This is a genomic window from Luteimonas sp. A501 (assembly GCF_054052085.1).
Map to the genome: position 1 here is coordinate 200,258 of NZ_JBSVRI010000003.1, position 13,642 is coordinate 213,899.

Consider the following 13,642-nt stretch of genomic DNA (forward strand, 5'->3'; position numbering starts at 1 on the left):
GGGCCATCGGGGGAGGATAGCGCGTGCCATCGCGGTCATGGCCGCTGCCACGAACGAAAAGGCCCGCCTTGCGGCGGGCCTTTCGAAAATCGCGTGAGGCCGGGGCCTTACTTGATCTTGCCTTCCTTGTAGATCACGTGCTTGCGGACGACGGGATCGTACTTCTTGATCTCCATCTTGCCGGGCGTGTTCTTCTTGTTCTTGTCGGTGGTGTAGAAGTGGCCGGTGTTGGCCGAAGAGATCAGGCGGATTTTGTCGCGCTTGCTGGGCATGTTGTTCTCCTCAGACCTTTTCGCCGCGGGCACGCAGCTCGGACAGGACCGAGTCGATGCCATTCTTGTCGATGGTGCGCATGGCAGCCGCGGAAACGCGCAGCTTCACCCAGCGGTTCTCGCTGGCAACCCAGAACCGGCGCTCGTGCAGGTTGGGAAGGAAACGGCGACGGGTCTTGTTGTTGGCGTGCGAGACATTGTTGCCGGTCTGCACGCGCTTGCCGGTCACCTGGCAAACTCGGGACATAACGCACCTCGATGGTGATTGGGTGTTCCCCATGGCCTGGGGGACGGCGGCCCCGGCGACTCCCGTGTGGGATGCGCCATGCGATGCGGGTCATTGGTTGCTGCCGGGCAGGCACCGGATCGCATTCCGGGCCGCCGGGACCGCCTTGTGGGGCGGCCGGACGCAGCGAGCCAAGCATTATGCGGGTTCGCACCCATCCAAGGCAAGCCCGGACCCGTTCCTGGTCCCGACCCCGTTCCTGGCCCAGGCCAGGGCGTGCGATGTGTCTCAGCGCTGGCCGCGCAGCCGCTCCAGCACCCCGTCCAGCGAATCCAGGTCGCTGTAATGGATCACCAGCTTGCCCTTGTTCCCGCGGCCATGGGCGATGGTGACCTTGGCCGCGAGGACGCCGGACAGCTCGTTCTCCAGCGCCACGATGTCGGCCTGCGGGCGTGCGGTGCTGCCGCTGCCCTTTTTCTTCGCGGTCGTCGGCACCCGGCCGGCGGCGAACTGCTGGGCGCGATGCTCGACCTCGCGCACCGACCAGCCGTGTTCGGCGGCGTCGGCGGCAAGCTTGCTGGCCAGCTCCGGCGACAGCGTCAGCAGCGCGCGGGCGTGGCCCATCTCCAGGCGCCGGGCCTCGACCAGTGCGCGGATCGCCGGCGGCAGCTCAAGCAGGCGCAGCAGGTTGGAGACCGCCGCGCGCGAGCGGCCCACGGCTTCGGCAGCGGCGGCATGGGTCAGGTCGAACTCGTCGATCAGGCGCTGCAGGGCCTGCGCTTCTTCCAGCGGATTCAGGTCCTCGCGCTGGATGTTCTCGATCAGCGCCATCGCGACCACAGTGCGGTCGTCGACTTCGCGAACCACCACCGGGATCTCGGCCAGGCCGGCTTCGCGCGAGGCGCGCCAGCGGCGCTCGCCGGCGATGATTTCGTAGGTGCGGTCGGGCAGGCGGCGGACCACGATCGGCTGGATCACGCCCTGGGCGCGGATTGATTCGGCAAGCTCGGTCAGTTTCGCCGGATCCATGTGCCGCCGCGGCTGGTACTTGCCCGGCGCCAGCGCGTCCACGGGCAGGGTGCGCAGGGCGTCGCCGGGGCGCGCCTCGAGCGCCGGCGCGTCTTCGGCGGCCTTGGGGCCGAGCAGGGCCTCAAGGCCGCGGCCGAGGCCGCGCTTCTTCGCCGCGCCGGCCTTGGCCGGCGGCTTCCTGGCTGCGGTCATGCCGCCTTCTCCTTCTGTTCGCGCTCGCGCTGGCGGCGGATCACTTCCCCGGCAAGGCCAAGGTAGGCGATGGCGCCGCGCGAGGCGCGGTCGTAGCCGACGATGCTCTGGCCATGGCTGGGCGCTTCGGCCAGACGCACGTTGCGCGGCACGATGGTGCGGAAGACCTTGTCGCCGAAGTGGGTGACGAGCTCGGCCGAAACCGCGTTGGTGAGGTTGTTGCGGACGTCGAACATGGTACGCAGCACGCCTTCGATCTCGAGCGCCGGATTGAGCTTCTGCTTCAGCGCCTCGATGGTCTGCAGCAGCGAGCTCAGGCCTTCCAGCGCGTAGTACTCGCACTGCATCGGCACCAGCACGCTGTCGGCGGCGGTGAGCGCGTTCAGCGTGAGCAGCGACAGCGCCGGCGGGCAGTCGATGATGATGTAGTCGTACTTCGGGCGCAGCGGGTCGAGCGCGCGCTTGAGGCGCTGCTCGCGACCCTCCTCGTCCATCAGCTCGATCTCGGCCGCGGTCAGGTCGGTGTTGCCGGGCAGCAGGTCGAAGCCTTCGGGCGTGCGCACCAGGGCATCGACGGCACTGACTTCTTCCAGCAGCACGTCGCAGGTGGATGCGGCCAGCTCGCGCTTGTCCACGCCGCTGCCCATGGTCGCGTTGCCCTGCGAGTCGAGGTCGACCAGCAGCACGCGCTTGGGCGTCTGCGCGAGCGCGGAGGCAAGGTTCACCGCCGTGGTCGTCTTTCCGACGCCGCCTTTCTGGTTGGCGATGGCGATGATGCGGGCCATGGGCTCGGTCTGCCTCGATGCAGGGGTGCGGCGGGAACCCGGAACGGAATCGTGACCGGGTCGGTGATTATGCCCCGGCGGGCGCCGCGCGGCCCACCACCACCAGGTGGCGTTCTGCGGCAAGCCCTGGCACGGCCAGCGGACGCACGGCTTCGACCTGCCAACCCGCGGGCAGCGCGGCGAGTTCGGCCTCCGGGCGCGCGCCCTTCATCGCCAGCAGTCGGCCGCGGGGCGCGAGCAGGTGGCCACCGACGGCGAGGATGTCGGCCAGGGTGGCCATGGCGCGCGCGGTGATCGCCTCGAAAGCGCCGGGCATGTCCACGGCCTCGGCCCGCGATTCGGCCACCTGCGCGTTGGCGAGTCCCAATGTGCGCACGGCCTCGCGCAGGAAGCGCGCCTTCTTGCCGTTTGATTCGACCAGGGTGACCTGCAGCCCGGGCAGCGCGATCGCCAGCGGGATGCCGGGCAGGCCGGCGCCGGTGCCGAGGTCGGCCAGGCTGGCGATGCCACGCACATGGGCCTGCATCGACAGCGAATCGAGCAGGTGCAGGGTCACCATCTCGCGCGGGTCGCGGATGGCGGTCAGGTTGTAGGTGCGGTTCCAGCGCGCCAGCAGCTCGAGGTAGCGGCGCAGCGGCGGGGCCAGCGCGGGATCCAGGCCAAGCTCGGCAAGGCCGGCATCGAGCGCGGCGTGGGGGTCGGTGTGCATGCGGCCATTGTAGGCGGCGCCGCGTCAGGTCCAGCGCGTGCGCCAGGCCACGGTCGCCAGGTAGTCGGGTGCCGGGCGGAACGTCTCCAGGGTCCAGTCGGCGGGGACGCCCAGCGCGGGGTCGCAGGCGGCCAGCTGCCAGGCCTCGCCCACGCACGCGAACACCAGCCGGTGCAGGCCGAAGGACAGGCCCTGGCCGTGCGCCTTGAGCACGGCCTCCTTCGCGCACCACAGGCGGACGAACGCCGCTTCGCGCGTCGCATCGGGCATCACCGCCAGGGCCGCGGCTTCTTCGGGCGCGAAGAAGCGGTCGGCCAGGACCTGGGCCTTGGGCCGCGGCCGCTTCACCTCGATGTCGATGCCCACGCGAAAGCCGCGCGCCAGCGCCATCAGCAGGCCTACTCCGCTGTGGCTCCAGCTGGCGTCCCAGTCCTGGTGTGGCGGGCCCAGCTGCGGGCGTCCGTGCGCGCTGCGACTGATCGACAGGCTGGCGGCGGGGACGGCGAGCTCGCTGGACAGCCAGTCCCGCACCAGAGGCTCCGCCGGCTGGCCGTGGCGATAGGGTCGCCATGCGCAGCGGACGGGGCCGAGCCGGACCTGGCCTGCAGACAGCGGCATCGGTGCGGGATTCCTTTGGATGGGGCGGACCACCAGCGTAAAGTACCGCCTCTGCCGGAGGGAATCGGCAGTCCGTACACAGGGGGGCGCAGGCGCGTCCGGGAGAATGCAGCGCATGTCGGCAGTCATTACCATCCACGGACGGCAGGACGTCGCCACCGGTCCATCGTCGCCGCTTGCGGCCGGTGCGCCGGGCCGCACGGTCGCCTATGGCCAGGGCGGCAGCGTGGCGCTGGAGGATTTCCTTGCCGAAGTGCGCGGCGTCGCTGCGCTGCTGCCCGAGCAGCCATTCGCCGTGAACCTGTGCGAGGACCGTTACCGCTTCCTGGTCGCGTTTGCCGCCGCCGCCGTGCGCGGCCAAGTGACACTGCTGCCCCCTTCGCGCACGCGCGCTGCGATCGACGAGGTCCGCGCCCGGCACCCCGACAGCTATTGCCTGGGCGATGCCGATGCCTGTGGCTGCGCCGACATGGCGCCGCTGCCGCACTACCTGCGCCTGCCCGACGTCCTGCCGCGCCTGGCCGGTGTCATGCCGCGGCTGCCCGACTCGGCCACTGTCGCCATCGGCTACACCTCGGGCAGCACCGGTGCGCCCAAGGCCAATCGCAAGACCTGGGGCAGCTTTGCCACCAGCACCGCGCAGAACATGGCCGCGCTGGACGGCCTGCTGCCCGCCGGCGCCACCGCGCACGTGGTGGCGACCGTGCCGCCGCAGCACATGTACGGCATGGAGATGTCGGTGCTGCTGCCGCTGGCCGGTGGCGTGGCGGTGCACCAGGCGCGTCCGTTCTTCCCGGTCGACATCGCCGCCGCGCTGGCTGCCGCGCCGCTGCCGCCGCTGCTGGTGACCACGCCGGTGCACCTGCGCGCGCTGGTCGAATCCGGCGTGGCGCTGCCGCCGCTGGCCGGCATCATCGCCTCCACCGCGCCGCTGCCGCCGGCGCTGGCCGCGGCCGCGGAAGCCGCCTTCGGCTGCGAGGTGCGCGAATTGTTCGGCTCCACCGAAACCTGCATCCTCGCGCGCCGGCGCACCGCCATCGACGAGGCCTGGACGCTCTTGCCCGACGTTGAGCTGCAGCCGCAGCCCGATGGCACCCTGGTGCATGCGGCGCACCTGGACGCACCTGTGGCGCTGGCCGACATCGTCGAACTCCAGCCCGGCGGCCGCTTCCGGCTGCGCGGGCGGCAGTCGGACCTGCTGGAGATCGCCGGCAAGCGCGCCTCGCTGGGCGACCTCACCCATCGCCTGCTCGCGATCGACGGCGTCCGCGACGCGGCGCTTATGCAGCTCGCGCCCGATGCCTGCGGCGTCTCCCGGCTTGCCGCCGCGGTGGTGGCCCCGGGCCTGGACGAGGCCGCGATCAGGGACGCGCTGCGCCAGGTAATGGATCCGGTGTTCCTGCCCCGGCCACTGCGCCTGGTGGACAAGCTGCCGCGCAACGACACCGGAAAGCTCCCGCGGCAGGCATTGCTGGACCTGCTTTCGGGGGCATGAGCCGCCGCTCGAACGCCCACGTCGCCATCACGAGTGAATCCCCAGACTGGCGTTGCGCCGTACCGGCGAGGACCAATCCGGAGGATCCATGAATTTCATCGTCTATCTCATTGTCGGCGGCATCGCCGGCTGGCTTGCCAGCATCATCATGCGCACCGACGGCCAGCAGGGCCTCCTGCTGAACATCATCATCGGCATCATCGGCGGCTTCCTGGGCGGCTGGCTGCTGCCCATGCTCGGCCTCGGCCTGGGTGGCGGTTGGCTCGGCTTCCTGATCACCGCGCTGATCGGCGCGATCGTGCTGCTCGCGATCGTCAACCTGTTCCGGCGCGGCAGCGTGCGCTGACACACCGCCGCAGACGTGTTTCGAGGAGGCCCGGGATTCCCGGGCCTTTCTCGTTCTCCAGTAGGAGCAGCTATAGCTGCTCCTACTGGGGGATTGCGAGGTCTACCCAGGCGGGGGCGTGGTCGCTGGGGCGCTCCCAGGTCCGCGGTTCGCGGTCGATGCCCGAGGCGACCGCGGCATCCCGCAGCGCATCCGACACCAGGGTGAAATCGATGCGCAGGCCGAGGTCGCGGCGGAACGCGGCTTGGCGGTAGTCCCACCAGCTGAACACCCCCGCCTGGTCGTTGTGCAGGCGGAAGGCATCGTGCAGGCCGAGGTCCAGCAGCGCCTGCAGTGCGGCGCGCTCCGCCGTGGACGTCAGGATGTGGGTGTCGTTCCATACCTCCGGGTCGTGCACGTCGCGCGCGTCCGGGGCGATGTTGAAGTCGCCCAGCACCACCATCTTCGGGTGCCGCTGCAGCTCGTCGGCCAGCCAGGCGTGCACCGCCGCCAGCCAGCGCAGCTTGTAGGCGTACTTGTCGGTGTCCACGTCCTGGCCGTTGACCACGTACAGGTTGACGATGCGCACGCCGTCGACGGTGGCCGCGATCACCCGCTTCTGCTCGTCCTCGAAGCCGGGAATGCCGTATTGCACGTCGGCGATGGCGCGCTCGCGGGCAAGGATGGCGACGCCGTTGTAGGTCTTCTGGCCCAGGAACACGCTGCGGTAGCCGAGCGCGGCCAGCGCGTCGTCCGGGAAACGCGCGTCGTCGAGCTTGGTCTCCTGCAGGCCGACCACGTCCGGCGCGAAGGCCTGCAGCCACTGCTGCAGGTGCGGCAGGCGGACGTTGAGGGAGTTGACGTTCCAGCTGGCGATTTTCATGCGGCAATGATCGTCGGTCCGTAGCGTCCAGGGCAAACACGCCCTGGCTCATGGCCGCGATCATGGCCGGGCTAGAATCCGCCCATGGCCAACAACAACATCAGACCCTACCGCGGCACGCTGCCGAAACTCGGCGAACGCGTCTACGTCGATCCGGCCGCCGTCGTCATCGGTGACGTCGAGATCGGCGACGACAGTTCCATCTGGCCGACAACCGTCGTCCGCGGCGACGTCAACTTCGTGCGCATCGGCGCGCGCTGCAACCTGCAGGACGGCACCATCGTCCACGTCAGCCACGCCGGCCCGCATTCGCGCATGGACGGCTATCCCACCCTCATCGGCGACGACGTCACCATCGGCCACGGCGCGATCGTGCACGCCTGCCGTATCGGAAACGGTGCCCTGATCGGCATGGGCGCGACGGTGATGGACGGGGTGGTGGTCGAAGACCACGGCTACGTCGGCGCCGGCGCGCTGGTGGCGCCGGGCAAGGTGGTGCGCAGCCGCGAGCTGTGGCTCGGCAACCCCGCGAAGATGGTGCGCGTGATCGACGACGCGGCGGTGGACGGCCTGCTGTACAGCGCCGCGCACTACGTGCGGCTCAAGGACGAATACCTCGCCGCCGCCGGTTGAGCCGGTGGTGTCCTGGCACGGCTGTGGGAGCGACTACGGCCGTGTCGCATCGCTCCCACGCAAGCCGGAAGAGGCGGCAAGGGGTCAGTCGGCAGTGACCAGGTGCGCATGCTCCGCTCGCAGTTCGCCGTAGATCTCGTCGGTCTCCGGCCGCACGCCGTGCCAGCGTGCGAACGACAGCGCCGCCTGCTCCACCAGCATGCCCAGGCCGTCGACCACGGCGTACGCGCCGCTGGCGCGGCCCCAGGCAAGGAAGGGAACGGCGGCCTCGCCGTAGTTGAGGTCGACCGCGGCCATGCGCCGGCCGACCAGCGAGCGCGGCAAGGTCGGCAGGCCGCCGCTGCGCGCGGCCGAGGTGGCGTTGACCACCAGTTCGAACTCGCCCAGCGTGCCGATGTCGGCCATGTGCCGCGGATGCACGCGGCCGGGTTGCCCGAGCAGGTCGGCCAGTGCGTCGGTGCGGGCCGACGTTCGGTTGACGATGTAGAGGTCGCCGATGCCGGCGTCCAGCAGCGCGGGCGCGACGCCGCGCGCGGCGCCGCCCGCGCCGATCAGGAGTGTGCGGCGCGCGCGCAGGTCGAGTGCGTGGCGACCGGTGAGATCGCGAACCAGGCCTTCGCCGTCGGTGTTGTCGCCATGCCAGTCTTCGCCGTTGCGCACCAGCGTGTTGACCGCGCCGGCGCGGCGCGCGCGCTCGGTGGTGTCGGCGCAGAGCGCGAGCGCGTCCTGCTTCAGCGGCAGGGTGACGTTGGCGCCGGCGCCGCCGCGCTCGGCGAATTCCGCCAAGCGCGTGCGGAAGTCGCCGATGTCGGCGTCGATGGCGGCGTAGTCGATGGCGATGTCGGCGTCGCGGCCGAAGGCGGCGTGGATGCGCGGCGACAGCGAGTGCGCGACCGGATGCCCGAACACTGCGTAGTGCTTCATGACTGCCTCCCGGGTGGCCGTGGCGGCACATGGCGCACCGCCGATGGGTTCGAGTCTACGCCTCGGCTCAGCCTTCGCGCAGCCAGCGCGCGGCGTCGAGCGCGAAGTAGGTCAGCACGCCGTCTGCGCCGGCGCGCTTGAAGCCGAGCAGCGACTCGAGCACGCACTCGCGTTCGTCCAGCCAGCCGTTGGCGGCGGCGGCCTTCAACATCGCGTACTCGCCGCTGACCTGGTAGGCGAAGGTCGGCACTCCGAAGGCGTCCTTCACCCGGCGCACCACGTCCAGGTAGGGCATGCCCGGCTTCACCATCACCATGTCGGCGCCCTCGTCGAGGTCGGCGGCGACTTCGCGCAGGGCTTCGTCGATGTTGCCGGGGTCCATCTGGTAGGTGCGCTTGTCGGCCTTGCCCAGCGCCGATGCCGAGCCGACCGCATCGCGGAACGGACCGTAGAACGCGGAGGCATATTTGGCCGCGTAGGCGAGGATGCGCGCGTGCACGTGGCCGTCCTCTTCCAGCGCCATGCGGATCGCGCCAATGCGGCCATCCATCATGTCGCTGGGCGCGACCACGTCGGCGCCGGCGCGGGCGTGCGACAGCGCCTGTTTCACCAGCGCCTCGACGGTGATGTCGTTCTGCACGTAGCCGGTGGCGTCGACGATGCCGTCCTGGCCATGGCTGGTGTAGGGATCGAGCGCGACGTCGGTGATCACGCCGAGCTCCGGGAAGCGCGACTTCAGCGCACGTACGGCGCGCTGGCAGAGGCCCTGGTCGTCCCAGGCCGCGGCGGCGTCGAGCGACTTGGCCTCTGGCGCGGTGACCGGGAACAGTGCCAGCGCGGGCACGCCGAGTTCGCAGGCCTGATCCGCTTCGCGCAGCAGTTCGTCGATCGAAAGGCGCTCAACGCCGGGCATCGAAGGCACGACGGCGCGGCCGTCGGGCTCGTGCACGAACACGGGATAGATCAGGTCGTCGACGGTGAGGGTGTGCTCGCGCATCAGCCGGCGCGAGAATGCGTCGCGGCGCATGCGCCTGTAGCGGGTGTCTGGGTAGGCCATGCGGCCATTCTACGTCGCGGGGATGCGCTTGGCAGGCAGGCAGGCAGCGACGCCGACGGCGAAACCTGGCTGATCGTCCTCGGATCAAGCCATTAAAAAGCCGGCGCCCCCAGGGGGCGCCGGCCTTGGCTTGCGTTACCGCTTTACAGTTAAAGCGAGCACTTGCGCAGCGAGGCCTCCGCGCTCGCCGGGATCGCATCAACGGAGCGCAGCGAGGCGATGAACGGCGCGAGGCATGCCGCCACGCCGGTCCTGGCCTTCACCGTGGAGCGGCAAAGGGCGTCGGCGGCCTGCAGCTTGGCACCACCGATCAGGCCCGGGACGTCGGCGTCGAGCACCGGCACGCCGGTATCGCAGCGGCCACCACGGGTCTTGGCGGTGCTGTCGTTCAGGCCCCAGCCGAGGTCCGCGTACAGCGCAGGCGTCAGATCCACGCGCAGGGACCCGTCCAGGTCCTGGTTGATCGACGGCTCCATCAGCGCGTTCGGGGAGTGGCTGACGTCGAAGTGCGAGAACGTGGAACCCTGGGCCAGAACGGCCGGCGAGTACATCAGCGCACGACTGGAGTCGTCGGTGCCGGCGAAGCTGCCCTCGACCAGCTCCATGCCCAGTGTCGCACCCGGAATGCCGGCCTTCAGCAGGTTGGCGTCGGCCAGCGAAACGCTGAGCGTGGGTACGGTGGCGTTCACGGTGGCGTCTTCGGCCATCTGGATCACGCCGGCGACGTTGTTGGCGACCACGACCGCGATCGCACCGGCATCCTCGGCCATCTTCGCTTTGATCTCGAACGCGCAGGTACCGCGGTCGACCACGGCGATCTTGCCGGCATAGGCACCAGCAGGCGAAGCCTCGCAGCCAAAGCTCGGGTCGGCGCTGCCGTCATCGACGAGCACCAGCTCGCCGTTGAAGTTGGCCGGAGTGGCCTCGGGGCCGAACTCCGCCGTGCCGAACAGGAACTCGCCGCTGACGGTGCCACCGCCGGTGAGCGCGATCTTCGGTGCCAGCGCCATCGGCACCTGGGCGGTGACGTTGGCACCGGTCCAGGCCAGGCCGCCGCCGATTGCCGCCGTCCGGCGCTGGGCGTCGGTCATGTCGATCCAGTTCAGTCCCGAGACGTTGTCGAACACGAAGCTCGAATAGATGTCCGGGTAGCCGCTCTGCGGGGCGCCGCTGGCGAGGCTGTAGAAGCCCTGGAAGTTCAGGCCGTGGCCGATTTCGTGCATCACCACGTCGAGGAAGTTGATCATCCCCGCCGGGGTGTTGCCGTCCAGGCCGTAGTACCAGCCCGAAGTGTCCATGCAGCCGGGCGAGCCCAGGTTGGCGTTGAAGTTGCTGCTGATCTCGTCCTCGCCCTCCGACAGGTCGACGCCGGTGATCGAGTTGGCCAGTGCTTCGCCGTACCAGGTGCCGGGCACGGCGCCATCGAAGTCGCGCTGGATGAAGCGTGCGCCGGCCGAGCCGAGCACGCCGCCGGTGGCGGTGCAGGCGAGTGCGGTGAACTGGGCCTGGACGCGGATGTCCTCCTCGCTCTCCAGCACGGCGCCCCAGAGGTCGGCGGCGAACTGGTAGGCGATCTGGCGCTGCTCGCCGACGGTGGTGCCGGGGTTGTTGCCGACCGGCGTTGCCGGGGTGGGGTCGTTGAGGCCGACGCCCGGCGCGTTCATGTTGACCGGGATGATGGTCGCGGCGCTGGCTGCGCCGATGGCGAAGGTCGAGGCGGCCGCGAGTGCGCAGGCAAGGATCGTCTTATTCACGGGCGGACTCCACGGTGGTCGCGGGTGCGGCATGGCCGTTGGCATCGCCGTGGCCGATGACGATCGAACCGTCCTCGAGCTGGGTGGCGGTCATGTAGGACATCATGTCCTCGGACACCTGCATGCTGACGCGGCCGTCGCGGTGGCGCTTCATCGTGCGCTCGGCTTCGGCGCGGGTCTTCGGGCCCGGCTTCGCGATCGACATGCGGTCGGCGGTGCGCAGGCGCGAGTTGGCCACGGCGGCGGCGCGCAGTTCGGCCTGTTCGGCTGCGGTCGGGGCGCGCAGGCGGCCGGTGGCGGGATCGATGGCGACGGTGACGCCGGCATAGGAGCCGGTGGCAGGTGCGTCGGCAGTGGCCGGTTCGGCCGCGTGCGCGGCGAAGCCGGCGGACAAGCCGGCCAGCAACAGCAAGGTGGTGCGTTTCATCGGAGTCAATCCTCGGAGTCGAGGCACCCGGGAAAATCGTGGCCTGAGCCACCGTTCCCCCCGAACGGTGCCTTCGTGGTCAATGCGAAGGTGTGCAGGCCGTGTCGCGTGGCCCGCCCCGAATATGCGCTGTGTCCGGATTTCACTCAATCATGCACTGCAACAAAACGGGTGCGAATGGTCGTTCCGGCGCTCAGGCCGCCGGGGCGCCATGCACGCCATCGATTTCCACCGCAAGTTCCTGGCGGCAGATGGCCGCGTGCAGCAGCAGCCGCGGCACGGCGTCGCCGAAGCGTCGATCCAGCGCTACGGCCACCAGCGGCAGGTCGTGGGCGTCACGCACGTAGACCTTGAGCCGCGTGCCGGCGCCAAAGCGCGCTGGCAGTGACGGGTCGTGGCGCCGCGCCGCGCCGACAAGCGCATCGAAGTTGGCGAAGGTTTCCTCGAGCTGGGCCAGCAGCTCGCCGTCGTGCATCGACGCATGGCCGACCACCGCCGCGGTGCCCGACAGCAGCAGTGGCATGGCGCTGCCGGCCGGGGGCAGCATCGCGCGCGCGAAGCTTGGCGCCTGCGGGCCGTACTGGCGCGGGTAGCGGTAGGCGCTGACCTGGCGCGGATTCTCCACCGGCGTGCCCGGCGCCGCCGAGGCCAGCCAGTACACCTGCACCACGCGCTCGCCGTCGCAGCGGCCGATGGCGGTGGCCGCCGGCAGCGTGCGCACATCGAAATCGCCCAGCCCGTGGGCGCGGCCGACGCAGAAGGCGCGGTAGCGCTCGTCGTCGCCGCTGCCCAGGGTGATCGCGTCGACGTAGTTCCACACGCGCAGCAGGTGCGGGGTGCGGCTGCCGGTGGTGAAGGCCGCCAGCCGCGCATAGGCGTGCCGTGCGGCGCCCTGGATATCGCCCTCGCGCTCCGGAACCTCGACCACGCCGAACAGCAGCTGGCCATCGCTGGCCCAGCGCACGCCATCGTCACGGCCGCGGATCACCGGCGCGCTGCCGCGCCAGACTTCGAAACCCGTGGTGCCGTGGGGCTCCAGCGGCACCCGCAGGTAGCGCGGATCATCGTGCGTGGCCGGCGCCGCGCCACCGAAGCCGAAAACCGCCAGCACGTCGTCGCAGCCCAGCAGGGGCGACGGGTCCGGTGCATCGACGTACTCGATCGAGAGCCGGGGCATGCCGGCGATTGCGGGGGCGTCACGGCGGACCGTGGTCCGGGAGCCGGTGTGTGTGTCTTCTGCGGGGTTGTGCATTTCGCGGCGCGCGTGGCCATGCGATCATCGGGGGCAAGATGATAGCCGCAACGGAAGCCGCAGCATGTCCACACAGTCCCCAGCCGAACGCGAACTTGCCGAACTCCTGGTCGAAGCATTGAGCCTCGATGACGTCGAGCCCGGTTCGATCGACCCCGAAGCGCCGCTGTTCAACGCCGGCCTGGGACTGGATTCGATCGACGCGCTGGAGCTGGCGCTGGCGGTGGGCAAGCGCTATGGCTTCCAGCTGCGTTCGGACAGCGAGGAGAATCTCCGGATCTTCGCCTCGCTGCGCGCGCTGTCGGCGCACGTCGAAGCCAACCGCGCCTGACGCCGGCGCGCCCGGTGCCGGCCATGGGCCTGGCCCTCGCGGTCGCGATGGCGGTGGCCTACGCGGTGCTTGCGCACCTGGCCAGCGCCACCCTGGATGACCGCTACGCGTATGCCGCCCTGCTCTCGCTGGTGGTGATGATGCTTGCCGCGGGCCTGGCCGCGCGCCGCGCCTGGGCCTGGGCCGCGCTGCCGCTGGCGGTCGCCGCCTGCCACCTCCTGTACCGATCGGGCCACGCCGGGCTGCCGCTACTGGTGGCGCCGGTGGTCTTCGTCGGCGTGATCGCGTGGCTGTTCGCCCGCAGCCTGTGGTCGCCGCGCGGTGCGCTGATCACGCGCATCGTCGCCGCCGTCGATGGCAGCACCCCGGACACGCTGGCACCCGGGCTGCTCGCCTACAGCCGCCGGCTGACCGCGGCCTGGGCGGGCGTCCTGCTGCTGCTGGGCACGGCCAACCTGGCGTTGGCGATGGTCGCCCAACCCGGCGGCCTGCTGTCCAGCCTCGGCCTGCCAGCGCCGGTCAGCATCACCCGCGAGCAGTGGTCGCTGTTCGCAAACATCCTCAACTATGGTCTGCTTGGCGGGTTCTCCGCCATCGAGTTTGCCTGGCGCAAGCATCGCCTTCCAGGGCACCACGGCAGCTTCGTCCACTTCCTCCGGCAGATGGCGGGGCTGGGGCCGGCATTCTGGCGAGATTTCCTGCGCTGAACAGGGGGTTGGCCGCGCCCTTT

Annotated in this window: 17 protein-coding genes; 5 read left to right on the top strand and 12 right to left on the bottom strand. The window is 70.3% G+C overall.

What is annotated here, in order from left to right; genetic code table 11:
* Window positions 1–107: 107 nt before the first annotated feature.
* The 6 genes from rpmG to ACW7G5_RS10560 form a co-directional block, all read right to left on the bottom strand.
* Window positions 108–272, bottom strand: coding sequence for a 50S ribosomal protein L33 (gene rpmG / locus ACW7G5_RS10535; protein ID WP_133322566.1), 165 nt, complete (start codon window positions 270–272; stop codon window positions 108–110).
* Window positions 273–282: 10 nt separating this feature from the next.
* Window positions 283–519: a 50S ribosomal protein L28 gene (gene rpmB / locus ACW7G5_RS10540; protein WP_343276403.1), complete on the bottom strand. Its 237-nt coding sequence runs from the start codon at window positions 517–519 to the stop codon at window positions 283–285.
* A gap of 267 nt (window positions 520–786) precedes the next feature.
* On the bottom strand, window positions 787–1,719 hold the full coding sequence (locus ACW7G5_RS10545) for a ParB/RepB/Spo0J family partition protein (protein WP_457004303.1): 933 nt from the start codon (window positions 1,717–1,719) through the stop codon (window positions 787–789).
* Complete coding sequence (locus tag ACW7G5_RS10550; protein ID WP_457004305.1) at window positions 1,716–2,504, bottom strand: ParA family protein; 789 nt, start codon at window positions 2,502–2,504, stop codon at window positions 1,716–1,718. Before ACW7G5_RS10550 ends, ACW7G5_RS10545 begins: the two co-directional genes overlap by 4 nt.
* A gap of 67 nt (window positions 2,505–2,571) precedes the next feature.
* Window positions 2,572–3,213: a 16S rRNA (guanine(527)-N(7))-methyltransferase RsmG gene (gene rsmG, locus ACW7G5_RS10555; protein ID WP_457004307.1), complete on the bottom strand. Its 642-nt coding sequence runs from the start codon at window positions 3,211–3,213 to the stop codon at window positions 2,572–2,574.
* A gap of 24 nt (window positions 3,214–3,237) precedes the next feature.
* Entirely contained in the window at window positions 3,238–3,831 is a 594-nt protein-coding gene (locus ACW7G5_RS10560) for a 4'-phosphopantetheinyl transferase family protein (protein ID WP_457004309.1), read from the bottom strand.
* A gap of 115 nt (window positions 3,832–3,946) precedes the next feature.
* Between ACW7G5_RS10560 and ACW7G5_RS10565 the strand changes: the two genes are divergently transcribed.
* The gene (locus ACW7G5_RS10565) at window positions 3,947–5,326 is read left to right on the top strand and encodes an AMP-binding protein (RefSeq protein ID WP_457004311.1); all 1,380 of its coding nucleotides are present in this window, start codon (window positions 3,947–3,949) and stop codon (window positions 5,324–5,326) included.
* An 88-nt stretch (window positions 5,327–5,414) separates the two neighbouring features.
* Entirely contained in the window at window positions 5,415–5,672 is a 258-nt protein-coding gene (locus ACW7G5_RS10570; RefSeq protein WP_457004312.1) for a GlsB/YeaQ/YmgE family stress response membrane protein, read from the top strand.
* Between the two features lie 82 nt (window positions 5,673–5,754).
* Here the strand turns inward: ACW7G5_RS10570 and xth are convergent, their stop codons facing one another.
* On the bottom strand, window positions 5,755–6,534 hold the full coding sequence (gene xth, locus ACW7G5_RS10575; RefSeq protein ID WP_457004314.1) for an exodeoxyribonuclease III: 780 nt from the start codon (window positions 6,532–6,534) through the stop codon (window positions 5,755–5,757).
* 84 nt (window positions 6,535–6,618) lie between these two features.
* Between xth and ACW7G5_RS10580 the strand changes: the two genes are divergently transcribed.
* Window positions 6,619–7,167, top strand: a complete 549-nt coding sequence (locus ACW7G5_RS10580) for a gamma carbonic anhydrase family protein (RefSeq protein ID WP_457004316.1) — start codon at window positions 6,619–6,621, stop codon at window positions 7,165–7,167.
* Between the two features lie 84 nt (window positions 7,168–7,251).
* On the opposite strand, the gene aroE is transcribed toward ACW7G5_RS10580, so the two are convergent.
* The 5 genes from aroE to ACW7G5_RS10605 form a co-directional block, all read right to left on the bottom strand.
* A complete protein-coding gene (aroE, locus tag ACW7G5_RS10585) occupies window positions 7,252–8,091 on the bottom strand; it encodes a shikimate dehydrogenase (RefSeq protein ID WP_457004318.1) in 840 nt (279 codons plus the stop codon).
* 67 nt (window positions 8,092–8,158) lie between these two features.
* On the bottom strand, window positions 8,159–9,148 hold the full coding sequence (hemB, locus tag ACW7G5_RS10590) for a porphobilinogen synthase (protein ID WP_457004320.1): 990 nt from the start codon (window positions 9,146–9,148) through the stop codon (window positions 8,159–8,161).
* 149 nt (window positions 9,149–9,297) lie between these two features.
* Complete coding sequence (locus ACW7G5_RS10595; protein WP_457004322.1) at window positions 9,298–10,902, bottom strand: PA domain-containing protein; 1,605 nt, start codon at window positions 10,900–10,902, stop codon at window positions 9,298–9,300.
* Complete coding sequence (locus ACW7G5_RS10600) at window positions 10,895–11,329, bottom strand: post-PEP-CTERM-1 domain-containing protein (protein WP_457004324.1); 435 nt, start codon at window positions 11,327–11,329, stop codon at window positions 10,895–10,897. The genes ACW7G5_RS10595 and ACW7G5_RS10600 overlap by 8 nt, the downstream gene beginning before the upstream one ends.
* Window positions 11,330–11,522: 193 nt before the next feature.
* The gene (locus ACW7G5_RS10605) at window positions 11,523–12,506 is read right to left on the bottom strand and encodes a chorismate transformation enzyme, FkbO/Hyg5 family (RefSeq protein WP_457004326.1); all 984 of its coding nucleotides are present in this window, start codon (window positions 12,504–12,506) and stop codon (window positions 11,523–11,525) included.
* A gap of 139 nt (window positions 12,507–12,645) precedes the next feature.
* On the opposite strand from ACW7G5_RS10605, the gene ACW7G5_RS10610 reads away from it, so the two are divergent.
* Window positions 12,646–12,912, top strand: coding sequence for a phosphopantetheine-binding protein (locus ACW7G5_RS10610; RefSeq protein ID WP_343255523.1), 267 nt, complete (start codon window positions 12,646–12,648; stop codon window positions 12,910–12,912).
* A gap of 23 nt (window positions 12,913–12,935) precedes the next feature.
* Window positions 12,936–13,619: a ketosynthase gene (locus ACW7G5_RS10615; protein ID WP_457004327.1), complete on the top strand. Its 684-nt coding sequence runs from the start codon at window positions 12,936–12,938 to the stop codon at window positions 13,617–13,619.
* The last annotated feature ends 23 nt before the right edge of the window (window positions 13,620–13,642 follow it).